Origin of the sequence: Actinomadura rubteroloni (assembly GCF_002911665.1) — a bacterium.
Classification (GTDB): domain Bacteria; phylum Actinomycetota; class Actinomycetes; order Streptosporangiales; family Streptosporangiaceae; genus Spirillospora; species Spirillospora rubteroloni.
In genome coordinates, this window is the sequence record NZ_MTBP01000001.1 from 512,817 (window position 1) to 527,354 (window position 14,538).

The following is a 14,538-nucleotide window of genomic DNA, read 5'->3' on the forward strand; positions in this document are numbered from 1 at the left end:
GCTCGGGTCCCGGTCGTTCCGGCTCGTTGAAGGCAGGTCTCATGTTCGCTGTCCCGGCGCCGTCGGCGCCTGTTCCCCGTCGTGTGCTCGGGCTCCTCGGCGTGCTCGCGGCCGTGCTGGCCGGTGCGTTCGTCGTCGCTCCGGGAGTGGTGGCGGGCGGTGAGTTCGGAAGCCAGTCCGATCTCTCCGCCGCGCTGCGGGCGGCGTTCACCGGGTACTGGGACGCGGGCGGCCGGGACTTGTCGCCCGACCTGGAACGGGTCGTCGATTACTGGTTCCGCTACCACGTGGCCAAGGGCGCGTTCGCCGCGATGCTGTTGATCGTGCTGCTCGCGCTCGGCCGGCTCGTCTGGACGGCGTACCTCCGGGCGGACGGCACCGGACGGCGCGGCGTTCTCGCCACGACGGGCCTTTCCCTCGGCATGTTCGCGGCGTTCGCCCTCGTCGCGGTGATGGCCAATGTCCAGGGCGCGGCGGCGCCGTTCGCGTCCCTGCTCCCCATGCTCCCGGACGGCGGCCACGACCCTCGGCTCGCCGGCACGCTCGACCAGGTACGGAGCCAGCTCGCGGGCGCGCCGGACGGCCGCACCCCGCCGCTCGACGCGATGGTCGGCGACTTCGCCCGGTACCACCTGGTCATGGCGGTGATCGCGGCCGTCGTCGCGGTCGTCCTCCTCGCGGTCGGCGTCGTGCTGGGGCGGGCGTTCGCGCGGTCGGCCGGACGGCGCGGACGGGGCGTGCTGGGCGCGTCCGGGGGTCTCTCGGTGCTCGCGGCGCTCGCCCTGGTCGTCGTCGCCGTCGCGAACACGGGCAACGCGGCGGACCCGGCGCCGGGGCTGCTGGCCTTCTTCCAGGGCGGGTGGTGACCGGTGCGTAGGATCCGGGCATGACGGATCAATGGCGCGTCCTGGCCCTGCCGCCGCTGGACGTGAGCCTGCTGCGCGGGCTCACCGACCCGCTCGGCGGCGCGGCGGAGCTAGTCGTCCCCGAGGCGCGGACGACGGCCGCGCTGCACCGGGCGATCGAGGACGCCGAGATCGTCGTCGGCGACTACACCGGCGAGCTGGCGCTGGACGCGGCGGCGGTCGCGCACGCGCGGCGGCTCGCGTTCGTCCAGATGCCGCAGGTCGGCGTGGACGGCGTCGACCTCGACGCGCTCACGCGGGCGGGCGTCCCCGTGGCGAACACGGCGGGCGCCAACAGCCGCGCCGTCGCCGAGTGGGCCGTCGGCGCCGCGTTCGCGCTCTGCCGCCACCTCGCCTGGGCTGACCGGCAGGTGCGGGCGGGCGGCTGGCCGCAGGGCGAACTGCTCGCCCGGGGCACCCGCGAGATCCACGCGCAGCGCGTCGGCGTCGTCGGCCACGGCGCGATCGGCGCGCTGGCCGCCGACCTGTTCGCCGCGCTCGGTGCGCCCGTTGCCTACTGGTCGCGCACGCGACGCGAGAACGCACGCGCCGAGTACCGTCCGCTGGACGACCTGCTCGCCGAGTCCGACATCGTCGTCCTCGCGCTGCCGCTGACCGGGGAGACGGCCGGGCTGTTCGACGCCGCGCGCATCGGCCGCATGAAGCACGGCGCGCTGCTCGTCAACGTCGCGCGCGGCGGCATCGTGGACGAGAACGCCCTGCTCGCGGCCCTGGACGACGGCTCCCTGGCCGGCGCCGCGCTCGACGTCTTCGAGCACGAGCCCCCGCCGCAGGACGCGAAACTCCGCACCCACGACAACGTGCTCGTGTCCCCGCACGTCGCGGGCGGCACCGTGCAGGCGCAGCTCGCGATCATCCAAACGGTCGCCGACAACGTTCAGGCCGCCGTCCGGGGCGAGCCCGTCGACCACGTCGTCAACGGCCTCGGCCCCGTCATCACGCGCCGCTGACCTCCAGGGACGAGCCCAGCGAGCACGTCGTCCACGGGCGCGGGCCTATCGCCACGCGCCGCCGACCTTCAGAAGCGAGCCCGTCTCCCATGTCGTCAACGGGCTCCGCCCTGCCAGGCGCCGCCGACCTCCGAGGGCGAGCCCATCGACCGCGTCGTCAACGGCCTCGGCCCTGTCGCCCGCCGCCGTCCGGGGACGAACGGGCTCGGGCCTGTCGTCCGGTGCCGCCGACCTCCAGGGACGAACGGGCGTGGGCCTGTCGGTCGGCGTCGGCGGCCTACAGTGCCAGCAGCCGGTCCACGACGCGGGCGGCGGCGTGGCCGTCGTCGTGCGGGCAGAAGGTCGCCGCGAAGTCGTCCAGGGCAGGCGCGGACGCGGCGGCCGTGTCGTCGAACTCCTCCAGGGCCTCGATCAGCTCGTCCGACGTGCGCAGCAGCGGTCCCGGCGGACGCTCCTCCAGGTCGTAGGCGAAGCCGCGCACGTCGTCCCGGTAGGCCTCCAGGTCCGGCGCGAACAGCAGGATCGGCCGCCGCAGCCCGGCGAAGTCGCACATCAGCGACGAATAGTCGGTGACAAGGGCGTCCGAGGCGAGGAAGAGTTCCGTGACGTCCGGATAGGCGGACACGTCCCGCACGAACCCGGTCGGCGCGGGCAGCCGCGCGTCCAGCAGCCGGTGCGGACGCAGCAGCAGCACGGTGTCCTCGCCGAGCGCGGCGGCGGCCCGCTCGAAGTCCAGCCCCAGCCGGTACGGCCCGGTGCGGTGGCCGGGCGTGCGGTCCCGCCACGTCGGCGCGAACAGCACCGCGCGTTTGCCCGGCGGGATCCCGAGCCGCGCCCGCACCCGCTCGCGCAGCGACGCCGCGTCCGGGCCGTGCGCGCGGTCGTTGCGCGGGTACCCGGTCTCCAGCACCTCGCCGTCGTAGCGGAACGCGCGGGTCAGCGTCTCGGTGCTGTGCGGGTTCTGCGACAGCAGCAGCCCCCACGCCGCCGCGTCCGCCGCCATCAGCCGGGTGCGCTGGTCGCGGCGGCCGAGGACGTCCCAGCGCGTCTCGAACCCGACGTTCTTGATCGGCGTCCCGTGCCAGGTCTGGAGGTAGACCTGCCCGAGGCGCGGCCGGTACCCCTCCGGCTGGTACACGTTGTTGACGATGTACCGCGCCCGCGCGACCAGTTCCCAGTACTCGCGGCCGAGCCGCCGGACGGTGCGCCCGCCGGGCACGGCGACATGCCCGTCGCCGACCGTCCAGACCAGGTCGAGGCCGGTCTCGCGGCGCTGGAACTCCTCGTAGATCGCCTTCGGGTTGCACGAGTACTCGCCGCCGAAGTAGCTCTCGAACACCGCGACGTCGCGGATCTCGCGGCGCAGGAACGCCGGGTAGTGGCGCTCGCGCAGGACGCGGCGCGCGTACGGGCCGTCCTCGTCGTCGTTCCAGGCGATCCGGACGCCGAGGTGGACCCCCGCGCCGCGCCGCGACGGCCGGACGGTGAACCGCAGCCCGGCGCCGTCGCGCGGGTGCGGCAGCGTGGTGAGGCAGTCGCGGGTGACGGCGAGGTCGCGCCGCCCGTCGCCGGACGCGGCCGTCAGCTCCCAGACCCCGGCGGCGAGCGGCGCCTCGACCACGCCGGGCATCGCGTCGGGGCGCAGGCGGGCGACGAGCGCGCCGTCCTCGTCGTCCAGCGGGACGGCGTGGGACGCGCCCGTCCGCCGGTGCCGCAGGACGAGCAGGTCGGGGGCGTCCTCGGCGTCGGCGGGCACGCCCGAGACGACCAGCGCGTCGCCCTCCCAGTGCACGCCGGTCAGGACGAGCCCGGTCTCGGCGGTGGCCGTCACGTTCCCGTACCGCGTCCGGTCCAGCAGGACGCCGTCATGCGCGAACCCGGCGAAGTCATCGGAGACAGGCAGCCGCAGCCGCGTCTCGCCGACCTGCAACGACAGGTCGTGGTGCAGCCGGGACGCGAACGACGGCCCGGCCAGCCCGGTCAGGCGCGGCCCGAGGTCGCGCGCGGTCAGCCGGAACCGGAACGGGACGCGCCCGTCGGGGTCGGGCGGGCCGTAGCGCACCGGGATCCGGGTGGACGCGCCGCGCTCCCGGCACGTCACGATGACCGCGTCGTCGGCGGTGCGGAGCCGGGCGACCCAGCCGCCGACCTCGACGCCGCCCCGGACCGGCGCCTGCCCGGTGATCATCGCCTCGGGCCGGCGGAACCGCAGCGTCACCGCGCCGCCGTGCGGGACGAGCTGGACCCGCGTCCCGCCGAACAGGTCGCGGAACCGGGGCCACTGCGCGGCCGGGCCGCAGCTCGCGACCACGCCGGACACGGCCACGCGGTCGCGGCCCACCCCGGCGCGGACGGCGGCGTGCAGCCGCCACTCGACCTTGCGCGCGGACGTCTCCACGAAGTCCGCCGGGTCGATCTCGACCACGAACCCGGCGCCGTCGTAGCACGCCGCCGCCTGCTTGGTGTCGGCCGTGACCTGCGGGGACGGCACGCGCGACACCCGCAGCGGATGGCGCCGCGTGGACCCGGAACGCTCCAGCCAGACGTCGATCGCGTCGTCCTGCGTCATGTCGATGAACGGGACGTAGGCGTGCCCCGCCACCCGCAGCCGGTCCCCGACCCAGACGATGTCGTCCACGCGCGCTTCGAGCCGCAGCTCGTCGGTGACGTCGTAGAGACGCGGCGGGAACGCGCGGTCGGCGTCGTCCCGGAACGGGTGGCCCGCGTACCACCGGCGGCGCAACAACCCGCGCGGTTCGGTCGGCGCGGCGGGCAGGCCGGTGCGCTCGTACTCAAGGACGGTCACCAGGTCGTCCGCGCGCTCCTCGGCGACCAGGTGATACTTCAGCCGCTTGATCGAGGGCAGCCGCTCCAGGAGCCGGGGGTCCAGCGCCCGGACGTGCTCGCCGACGAGCCGGCACATCCGCTCGCGGTAGGCGTCGTCGCCGTCCTCGGCCTCGTCGACGAACAGCATGAGGTCGTCGTCCAGCGTGCTCAGCTCGTAGGACGCGCGCAGGTTGGGGGCGTGCGCGGTGAGGAAGCGGGAGATGCGACGGGCGGCGGCGAGGCGGTCCTCCAGGTTGCCGGGCTCGGTGCGGCGCTGGGTGATGGAACGTTCCGACTCCTCCCGCTTCCGGTAGCAGTAGCAGACGTCGCTGATGATGTCGGTGCTCCGGGAGTGGACGTGCGCGGCGACCGCCACCGGAATGTCCTCGTACGCCCCGGACGGAAAAGTGATGCCGTGCTCGTCCCAGAACGTCCGGCGGATCACCTTGTTCCAGACCGTCCGGTCGCGGAGCAGCGCGGGGTCGCGGGTGACGTGCGTCCGCGACCGCGTGGTGCGCAACGCGTCCAACGGGAACCGCGCCGGGTACGACCGGCGCGAATCGAACTGCTCCACCCCGCCGCACACCAGGTCCGAACCGGTGCGCCGCAACGTCCCCACCATCCGTTCGTAGGCGTAGAACGGCACCACGTCGTCACTGTCGGCGAAAGCCAGGAACGTGCCCGTGACGTGCCGCAACCCCGTGTTCCGCGCCGGGCCCATGCCCTGGTTCTCCTGCTGGAAGAGACGGAACCGCATGTCCCGCTCCGCGAACGCCTTCGCGATGACGGCGCTGCCATCGGTGGAGCCGTCGTCCACCATGACGACCTCGATATCGGTCAAGGTCTGGGCGGCCAGCGAGGCGAGGCAGTCCTCCAGGTAGTCCTCCACATTGTGGATCGGCACGACGACGCTCAGCGTGGGGGCCATGTGCGGGCTCCTCGGGACGGGGACGGGTTCCGAACAGCGTCGGAAAGGTCCGGCACCCGGTACAGCGCGAAAACCCAAGCCTGGACCCGGCGTTGCCCAGACTTGACCGCGCGGTCACATGTCGGACGTCACCGGATCCGCGCAGGTCAGGCCCCCGTTATCAGTACACGTCACGCACATAGCGTTTGTCGGCGGCGAGGCGTTTGACGTACGCGGCGGCGGCCTCGGCGTCCATTCCGCCGTGCAGCGCGGCGATCTCGCGGAGCGTCCGGTCGACGTCCTTGGCCATGCGCGTCGCGTCGCCGCAGACGTAGACGTGCGCGCCGTCGCGCAGCCACTCCCACAGCTTCGCGCCGTGCTCGCGCATCCGGTCCTGGACGTAGATCTTCGAGCGCTGGTCGCGGGAGAACGCCAGGTCCAGCCGGGTCAGGACGCCGTCGCGCTGGTGGGCGGCCAGCTCGTCGCGGTAGTAGTGGTCGGTCGCGCGGCGCTGCTCGCCGAAGAACAGCCAGTTCGGGCCGGCCGCGCCGGTCGCGCGGCGCTCGGCGAGGAAGCCGACGAACGGCGCGACGCCCGTCCCGGGCCCGATCATGATCGCGGCGGCGGACGGGTCGGCGGGCGGCCGGAAGTGCGGCGACCGCTGCACGTAGACGCGGACGTCGTCCTTCTCGGCCCGGTCGGCGAGGTAGGTCGAGCAGACGCCGCCGCGCGGGCGCCCGTTCTCGCCCTCGTAGCGGATCACCGACACGGTCAGCCGCAGTACGCCGGGCTCGGCGGCCGGGCTGGACGAGATCGAGTACTGGCGCGGCTGGAGCGGCCGCAGCAGCGCCGCCCACTCCTGCGCGGACGCGCGCAGACCGAACAGGCGCGGAATGTCCACGGCCTGCCGGCCGAACATCCACTTCGCCAGCTCGTCGGTGTTGTCGGGACGCAGCAGGTGCTTCAGCTCGCGGTCCCCGGTGCGGTCCAGCGTGAAGCGCAGCAGGTCGGGGGTGAGGCGGGCGATCTCCAGCCGGGTTTCGAGGGCCTCGCGGAACGCCAGTTCGGTGCCGTCGGCGAGCGTGACGGGCTCGGTCGCGGCGATGCCCGTCGCCTCCAGCCACTCGGCGACCAGCTCGGGGGCGTTGACGGGCCAGACGCCGAGCGCGTCGCCCGCCTCGTAGGCCAGCTCGCCGTCGCCGGTCGCGAACGTGAACTCGCGGACCTCCTTGGCCGCGCCGGGCAGGCTGAGCAGGCGGTTCCCGATGAGCTTCGTCGTGTACGGCGACGCCTTGGTGTACGCGGGGGTGTACGCGGGCCCGGTCCGCGGCGCGGCCTTCGCGGGGGACGGCGTGCCGCCGAGCGCGGTGAGCAGCGAGTCCAGCCACGGTTCGGCGACCGGCTCGTAGTCGGGCTCGCAGTCGGCGCGCGGGACGAGCCGGGTCGCGCCGAGCTGCGCCAGGCGCTCGTCCAGCCGCCGGCCGTGGCCGCAGAAGTCGCCGTAGCCCGAGTCGCCGAACGCCAGGACGGCGTAGGACAGGCCGGTCAGCGGCGGATGGTCGTCGCCCGCCAGCTCCTCCCAGAAGCCCGCGCCGTTGTCGGGGGCGTCGCCGTCACCGAACGTGCTCGTAATGACCGCGACCGTTGCGGACCCAGTGAGGATCTCCGGAGTGCAGTCGTCCATCGCGACCAGGCGGGGCGTCCAGCCCGCGTCGCTGAGCCGGGACGCGGCGTTGGCCGCGAACTCCTCGGCCGTGCCGGTCTGGGACGCCCACAGCACGACGATCTCGCGGCCCGGCTCGTCCGGCCGGGGCGCGGCGGTCGCCGGGGCGGTCTCGCGCGAGAACACGCCCGCCAGCAGCCCGTTCACCCACAGCGCCCGCTCGGGGGCGATCGGCGCGTGCGGCGGCAGGACCGGCACGCCGCCCGGCGCGGACCCGACACCGCTCAAGAACCCGGACATGTACTGCAATTCGGCAGCCGTGAGCTGCGGTTTGTGCTCCACCTCCACGCCGAGGACGCCCCCGACCGTCGCGAGCGCGCCCTCCCACGTCCCGTCGGGTGCCGCGTCCGGCTCGGCGGGCGGGACGACGTTCACCTTCGTCAGCGACACCGCGCACACCTTCAGCTCCGGCTGGAGCGACAGCGGGTCCACGGCGTCGCTCGTCACCGCGTTCACGCTCAGGTACTCGCCGAACAGGTCGTTCCAGTGGAACGGCGCGAAGCACGCGCCGGGCCGCACTCGGTCGGTGACGGTCGCCGGGAGCACGGCCCGTCCGCGCCGCGACGCGACCTCGACCTGGTCACCGTCCGCGACGCCGAGCGCCTTGGCGTCGTCGGGGTGGATCTCCACGAACGGGCCCGGGTTGAGCTTGTTGAGCTTGGCGACCTTGCCCGTCTTGGTCAGCGTGTGCCACTGGTGCTGGACGCGGCCGGTGTTGAGCAGGAACGGGTAGTCGTCGTCGGGCATCTCGTCGGCCGGCAGGTGCGGACGCGCGAAGAACCGCGCCCGTCCGCTCGGCGTCGGGAACTTCGGCCGTCCGCCGCCGGAGACGTACCGGATCGGGTTGCGGTGCGGCCCGGACGGGTCCGCGCTCGGCCACTGGACCGGCGTCTCGCGCAGCCGCTCGTAGGTGACGCCGCGCAGGTCGTAGCCCGTCACCGGGTTGTACGCGCCCTTGATCTCCTCGAAGATCTCCTCGGCGGAGGAGTAGCCGAACCCGTCGAAGCCCATCGCGGTCGCCACGCGCGCGATGAGCAGCCAGTCCGGCAGCGCACCCCCGGGGGCGTCGGCGGCGCGCGGCGCGAGCGTCAGGTTCCGCTCGGAGTTGATCATGATGCCGTCCGCCTCGGACCACAGCGCGGCGGGCAGCACGACGTCGGCGTAGGCGTTGGTCTCGGTGTCGGCGAACGCGTCCTGCGTGACGACGAACTCGGCCGCCTCCAGGCCCTCGATGACCGTCCGCCGGTTGCCGACCGACGCGACCGGGTTCGTGCAGATGATCCAGGCCGCCTTGATCTCCCCGGCCGCCATCCGCGCGAACATGTCGACCGTCCCGGTGCCCGCCTCGGCGCGCAGCGTGCCCGGCTCCAGGCCCCACAGCTCCTCGGTGAACGCGCGGTCGGCGTCCACCAGCGCGGACCGCTGCCCCGGCAGGCCCGGCCCCATGTAGCCCATCTCCCGGCCGCCCATCGCGTTCGGCTGGCCGGTCAGCGAGAACGGGCCGCTGCCCGGACGGCAGATCGCGCCCGTCGCCAGATGCAGGTTGACCAGCGCGTTCGTGTTCCAGGTGCCGTGGGTGCTCTGGTTGAGGCCCATCGTCCAGCAACTCGTCCACTCGCCGGCCTCGGCGATCCAGCGCGCGGCGGTCCGCAGGTCGTCGGCGGGGATGCCGGTGGTCTCCGCGACGGCGTCCGGGGCGTAGTCGCCGAGGAACGCGGGCATCTCGTCCCAGCCCTCGGTGCAGGCGGCGATGAACTCGTCGTCCACGGCGCCGTCCGCGACGAGCAGGTGCAGCAGGCCGTTCAGCAGCGCGAGGTCCGTACCCGGACGAACCTGGAGGAAGAGGTCGGCCTTCGCGGCGGTCGCGGTGCGGCGCGGGTCCACGACGATCAGCTTCGCGCCCGCCTTGACCCGGTCCATCATCCGCAGGAACAGGATCGGGTGGCAGTCGGCCATGTTCGAGCCGATGACGAGGAACAGGTCGGCGCGGTCCAGGTCCTCGTAGGAGCCGGGCGGGCCGTCCGCGCCGAGGGACAGCTTGTAGCCGGTGCCCGCGCTCGCCATGCACAGCCGCGAGTTCGACTCGATGTTGGACGTCCGGACGAACCCCTTGGCCAGCTTGTTCGCCAGATATTGGGCCTCCAGCGTCATCTGCCCGGAGACGTAGAAGGCGAGCGCGTCGGGGCCGTGCTCGTCCAGGACGCCGCGCAGCCGCGCCGCCACCCGGCCGATCGCCGCGTCCACCTCGCACGGGTCGGGCTCGCCGCCCCGGTCGGCGCGGGTCAGCGCGGTCGTGAGGCGGCCCGGCGCGGCGAGCATGTCCGCGCTGGTGGCGCCCTTGGTGCACAGCCGGCCGAAGTTCGCCGGGTGCTCGCGGTCCCCGGCCGCCTTGATCACCTTGCGGCGGCCCGTCGCGGGCTCGACGGCGACGTCCAGCACCATGCCGCAGCCGACCCCGCAGTACGAGCAGACGGTTTTCACCGACGTGACGGCCGACACGGCGTCTCCTCCCCCGAACGGACGAACCGGGCACGCAACCGTTACGGACGGTAGAAAGCCGCTGTTACGTGAATGTGACCCCTGAGTCGGGTGCCCTGTTACATCCGCCCAACCACCGGCCTGGGCGGTTGTGAGATCCCGCCGACGAAACGGTCCGCGGTGGCCGGATACGGCCGGACGGCGGTCAGAATCCGGTGCCGGACGGGCGAGCGGAGACCCGCTCCCGAGCCATAGAGGTTCGCCGGATTCATCACCGATCGGGTGGTTCAGGGCGAGAGTCCAGCATGCCACTGCGTACCTACCGGAACAGGCGATCGGCCCTGGTGTGACTGCATTCACCCGCAGGTCCGTACACTGGTCACCTGGGGTCATGGCGGCCGACGGCCCGGACGGGCGACGCCCCGCCGGGCGAGGGTCCCCCTCTCGTCCCGCGACCGCGGCGCGCCGCGTCCCCTGGTCTTTCACGTACGCGGTGGGACGTACGTCACACTATGTATGCAGGTGTTGGAGGAGGAGAAGCGTGACCGACCGCGACGTGGACGTCCTGAGCCGAGCCCCGCTGTTCGAGGCGCTCGACGAGCAGGGCGCCAAGGCGCTGCGCGCTAACGTGACCGAGGTCCGGCTCGCCCGCGGTCAGACCCTCTTCAACGAGGGTGAGACCGGCGACCGGCTCTATGTGGTGCTCGAAGGCAAGATCAAGCTCACCCGCACGGCTCCGGACGGCCGGGAGAACCTGCTGAGCGTCCTCGGCCCGAGCGAGATGTTCGGCGAGCTGTCCCTGTTCGATCCCCGGCCGCGCACGGCCAGCGCGATCGCCGTCACCGAGTGCCGCCTCGCGGGTCTCGGCCACGACGACCTGCGTCCCTGGCTGACCGGCCACCCCGAGGTCGCGGTGCAACTGCTGCGCGCCCTCGCCCAGCGGCTCCGCAAGACCAACGACGTCATGGCCGACCTGGTCTTCACCGACGTGCCCGGCCGGGTCGCCAAGGCCCTGCTGGACCTCGCCGAGCGGTTCGGCCAGCCGTCGGAGGCGGGGCTGCACGTCCACCACGACCTCACCCAGGAGGAACTGGCGCAGCTCGTCGGCGCGTCCCGGGAGACCGTGAACAAGGCCCTCGCCGACTTCGCGCAGCGCAACTGGCTGCGGATCGAGGCGCGCGCCGTCGTCATCCTCGACATCGAACGGCTCCGCAAGCGGTCCCGCTGACGGTCCGGGAGCCGCACGCGGCGGCTCCCGGGAACGGTCAATCGCGTTCGGCCAGGTAGTCGAGCTGCGCTTGGACCGTCCATTCGGCGATCGGCCACAGTTTGCGGTCGATGTCGCCGTAGACGTGCGCGACGACCTCCCCGGCGGTCGTCGCGCCCGCCGCGACCGCCTTCCGCACCTGCGCGAGGCGTTCCCTGCGGTGCCGGATGTAGTAGTCGATCGTTCCGGCGGGGTCGGCGAGCAGCGGCCCGTGGCCGGGCAGCATCGTCCCGATCTCCTCGGCCGCGACGAGGTCCCGCAGCCGCTCCAGCGTGCGCAGGTAGTCGCCGAGGCTGCCGTCCAGCACGGGCGTGCCCCGGCCGAGGACGGTGTCCCCGGTCAGCAGCGCGCGGTCGGCGGGCAGCCAGAACGCGACCGAGTCGTCGGTGTGGCCGGGGACGGCCACGACCCGCAGCTCCAGCCCGCCCGTGGTGATGACGTCGCCGTCCGCCAGGCCCTCGGCGCCGTGCCGGTGCGCCGGGTCGACGGCCCGCACGCCCGCCCCGGTCAGCCTCGCGAACTCCCCGGCGCCCTCGGAGTGGTCGGGGTGGCGGTGCGTGATCAGGATCGCGCCGACGCGTCTGCCCTGCTCCTTGACGGTGTCGGCGATCCGGCGCAGGTGGACGCCGTCGTTCGGGCCGGGATCCACGACGACGACCTCGGCGGCGCCGGGCTCGGCGATGATCCAGGTGTTGGTGCCGTCCAGCGTCATCATGGAGGGGTTGGGCGCGAGGACGCAGGTCGTCCGCTCGGTTCCCGTCCCGTCGATCTCGCTCATTTCACCCATCCTGCCCGACGCGGCGTCCGGCGAGCGGAACGGGTTCCAGCCGATCCGCTCCAGGTGCCGCAGCGCCGACGTGCCCGCGAGCAGCAGCGCGGCCTCATGGAGAAGTGGGCGGCGGCGCCTCACGCGTCCGGCAGGACGAGATAGGGATCACCGTCGATGATCTCGGCGCGCGGCTCGTACGGGACGACCGTCCGGGACGCGGCCAGGACGTCCGCGACCGCCTGGAACTCCGCCAGCTCGGCCAGCGTCGCGAGGGTCGGCGGCAGCATCGGCCACTCGCCCGCCAGCGCGCGCTCGGCGGCCTCGTCCGGACGCGCCCACACCGCGTGGTCGGACTCGGTGGACACGTCCCGCGCCCGCTGCCCGGCCGGCATCGCCGCGACGAAGAACCGCGTGTCGTAGCGCTTCGGCTCGACGGCCGGGGTGATCCAGTGGCCCCACGGGCGCAGCAGGTCCGACCGCAGGACGAGCCCGCGCCGCGTGAGCAGGCCCGCCAGCGACACGGACCGGTTCAACAGGGCCTGCCGGTCGGTCTCCCAGCCGGGGCCGCAGGTGTCGTCCACGACCGCGTCGGGGGCCGGGCCGGCGAGCAGGACGAGCGACTCCTCGAACGTCTCGCGCACCGCCGCGCAGACCAGTTCCCGCGCCAGGCCGTCGTCCGCGCGGAACGCGGCGCCCCACTCCGCCGGGGACGGCCCGGCCCAGGCGAGGTCGGCGTCCCCGTCGCGCGGGTCCACCGCTCCGCCGGGGAACACGTACGCGCCCGGCGCGAACGCCATCGAGGACACGCGGCGCAGCAGGAACACCTGGAGGCCGTGGCGGTCGTGGTCGCGCAGGACGGCGACGGTCGCGGCGTCCCGGGGCACGGCGGGCCGCACGCGCCCGGACAGGACGTCCTCGACGCGTCCGCGCATCTCCGCCGGCAGCCGCACGCCGCTCACCGCTCCACCCCCCGGGTCCCGATCGGCCCCATTCGGGCATACCGAACGCGGTTCTGTCAAGCGTCCGGCAGCAGCTCCGCGATCACCTCGACCTCGACCGGCGCGTCCTTCGGCAGCACGTTCACGCCCACCGCGCTGCGCGCGTGCACGCCCCGCTCGCCGAGCACCGCGCCGAACAGCTCGCTCGCGCCGTTGACGACCTGCGGCTGCCCGGTGAAGCCCGGCGCGCTCGCCACGAACCCGACGACCTTGACGATCCGGATCCGCTCCAGCCCGCCCGCCTGCGACCGCAGCGCCGCGAGCGCGTTCAGCGCGCACACCTTCGCCTGCTCATAGGCGTCCTCGGGCGTCACCTCGGCACCGACCTTGCCGGTGACCGGCAGCTCGCCCTTGACCACGGGCAACTGTCCGGACGTGTAGAGCAGCGAGCCCGTCCGCACCGCCGGCACATAGGCCGCGAGCGGCGCCGCGACCTCGGGCAGCGTCAGCCCCAGCTCCGCCAGCCGCTCCTCGGCCGTGCTCACGACGCCAGCTCGCGCTTGAGGTAGGCGACGAGGTTCTCCGGGTTCGGTCCCGGCACGACGGTCACCAGCTCCCAGCCGTCCTGGCCCCAGTTGTCGAGGATCTGCTTCGTCGCGTGCACCAGCAGCGGCACGGTCGCGTACTCCCACTTCGTCATGCCAGCAAGCCTAGAGCCCACGCCGCCTCCGCCCGTCGCGCGCCTGCGCGCCTGCGCGCCTGGCAGTTCAGTCGCCCTCGGCGGGCTTGGGCTCGTCGAGGCCGATGACGGGCGGGACGTCCTCGGGCGACCCGAGGCCGGCCGTGGACTCGGCCGCCTTCGCCAGCTCCCGTTCGGCCTTCGCCAGCCGCGCGGCGAGGTCGGGACGGCTCTCGGCCTCGCTCTTGGCGACCCCGTCGGGCGCGAACCGGTCGAAGAAGCGCAGGATCTCCACCGGCAGCGGCATGACCAGCGTGCTGTTCTTCTCCGCCGCCACGTCCACCACGGTCTGGAGCAGGCGGAGCTGGAGCGACGCCGGGTCCTGCGACATGATCTCGGCCGCCGCCGCGAGGCGCTTGGACGCCTGGAACTCGCCGTCCGCCGCGATGATCCGGGCCCGCCGCTCCCGCTCGGCCTCGGCCTGCCGCGCCATCGACCGCTTCATGCCCTCGGGCAGCGACACGTCCTTGATCTCGACGCGCTCGATGAGGACGCCCCACGGGTCGCGGGTGATCTCGTCCATGATCCGCCGCAGCCGGGCGTTGATCTTCTCGCGCTCGCCGAGCAGTTCCTGCATGTCGGTCTGCCCGATGACCGACCGCAGCGACGTCTGGCCGATCTGCGCCACCGCGTACCCGTAGTTCTGGACGTTCACGATCGCCTTGATCGGATCGACCACCCGGAAGTACACGACCGCGTCGACCCGGACGCTCACGTTGTCCTGCGTGATCCCCTCCTGGCCGGGGACGTTCATCGTCACCGTCTGCTGGTTGACCTTCTGCATCCGCTCGATGACCGGCACGATCGCCGTGAGCCCCGGCGTCCGCACCGCGCCCGGCCGCAGCCCGCCCGCACGCTGCACCTGACCGAAACGGAACACGATTCCGTGTTCGTACTGCTGGACGACGCGGACCGACGAGCCCGCGACGAACAGCCCCACAATGACCACCGCGATCAGTACGACCAAGACCACCGTCATGGCGTCACGTCCCTTCCCCGGACGCCGGACGTCCGG

Annotated in this window: 10 protein-coding genes; 3 read left to right on the plus strand and 7 right to left on the minus strand. The window is 73.4% G+C overall.

The genetic code is table 11. The features are described from left to right. The first annotated feature begins 41 nt into the window (after nt 1–41). Both BTM25_RS02320 and BTM25_RS02325 read left to right on the plus strand, forming a co-directional pair. Nucleotides 42–866, plus strand: a complete 825-nt coding sequence (locus BTM25_RS02320) for a hypothetical protein (RefSeq protein WP_146058928.1) — start codon at nt 42–44, stop codon at nt 864–866. Nucleotides 867–886: 20 nt separating this feature from the next. Next, a complete protein-coding gene (locus BTM25_RS02325) occupies nt 887–1,876 on the plus strand; it encodes an NAD(P)-dependent oxidoreductase (protein ID WP_103561101.1) in 990 nt (329 codons plus the stop codon). A gap of 277 nt (nt 1,877–2,153) precedes the next feature. Here BTM25_RS02325 and BTM25_RS02330 read toward each other — a convergent pair whose 3' ends face one another. Together BTM25_RS02330 and BTM25_RS02335 are read right to left on the minus strand one after the other, a co-directional pair. Beyond that, the gene (locus BTM25_RS02330; RefSeq protein ID WP_103561102.1) at nt 2,154–5,630 is read right to left on the minus strand and encodes a bifunctional glycosyltransferase/CDP-glycerol:glycerophosphate glycerophosphotransferase; all 3,477 of its coding nucleotides are present in this window, start codon (nt 5,628–5,630) and stop codon (nt 2,154–2,156) included. 160 nt (nt 5,631–5,790) lie between these two features. Continuing rightward, complete coding sequence (locus tag BTM25_RS02335) at nt 5,791–9,831, minus strand: bifunctional nitrate reductase/sulfite reductase flavoprotein subunit alpha (RefSeq protein ID WP_235828077.1); 4,041 nt, start codon at nt 9,829–9,831, stop codon at nt 5,791–5,793. Nucleotides 9,832–10,351: 520 nt separating this feature from the next. Between BTM25_RS02335 and BTM25_RS02340 the strand changes: the two genes are divergently transcribed. Further along, nucleotides 10,352–11,038, plus strand: a complete 687-nt coding sequence (locus tag BTM25_RS02340) for a Crp/Fnr family transcriptional regulator (RefSeq protein ID WP_019633543.1) — start codon at nt 10,352–10,354, stop codon at nt 11,036–11,038. Nucleotides 11,039–11,075: 37 nt separating this feature from the next. On the opposite strand, the gene BTM25_RS02345 is transcribed toward BTM25_RS02340, so the two are convergent. From BTM25_RS02345 to BTM25_RS02360, 5 genes are all read right to left on the minus strand, one after another. Beyond that, on the minus strand, nt 11,076–11,987 hold the full coding sequence (locus BTM25_RS02345) for an MBL fold metallo-hydrolase (RefSeq protein ID WP_235828079.1): 912 nt from the start codon (nt 11,985–11,987) through the stop codon (nt 11,076–11,078). After that, on the minus strand, nt 11,984–12,778 hold the full coding sequence (locus BTM25_RS02350; RefSeq protein WP_103562700.1) for an NUDIX hydrolase: 795 nt from the start codon (nt 12,776–12,778) through the stop codon (nt 11,984–11,986). Before BTM25_RS02350 ends, BTM25_RS02345 begins: the two co-directional genes overlap by 4 nt. 83 nt (nt 12,779–12,861) lie before the next feature. After that, entirely contained in the window at nt 12,862–13,329 is a 468-nt protein-coding gene (locus BTM25_RS02355) for a RidA family protein (protein ID WP_103561104.1), read from the minus strand. Then, on the minus strand, nt 13,326–13,484 hold the full coding sequence (locus tag BTM25_RS29035; RefSeq protein WP_146058929.1) for a DUF4177 domain-containing protein: 159 nt from the start codon (nt 13,482–13,484) through the stop codon (nt 13,326–13,328). The genes BTM25_RS02355 and BTM25_RS29035 overlap by 4 nt, the downstream gene beginning before the upstream one ends. A gap of 67 nt (nt 13,485–13,551) precedes the next feature. Next, a complete protein-coding gene (locus BTM25_RS02360; RefSeq protein WP_103561105.1) occupies nt 13,552–14,502 on the minus strand; it encodes a slipin family protein in 951 nt (316 codons plus the stop codon). Between the last annotated feature and the right edge of the window lie 36 nt (nt 14,503–14,538).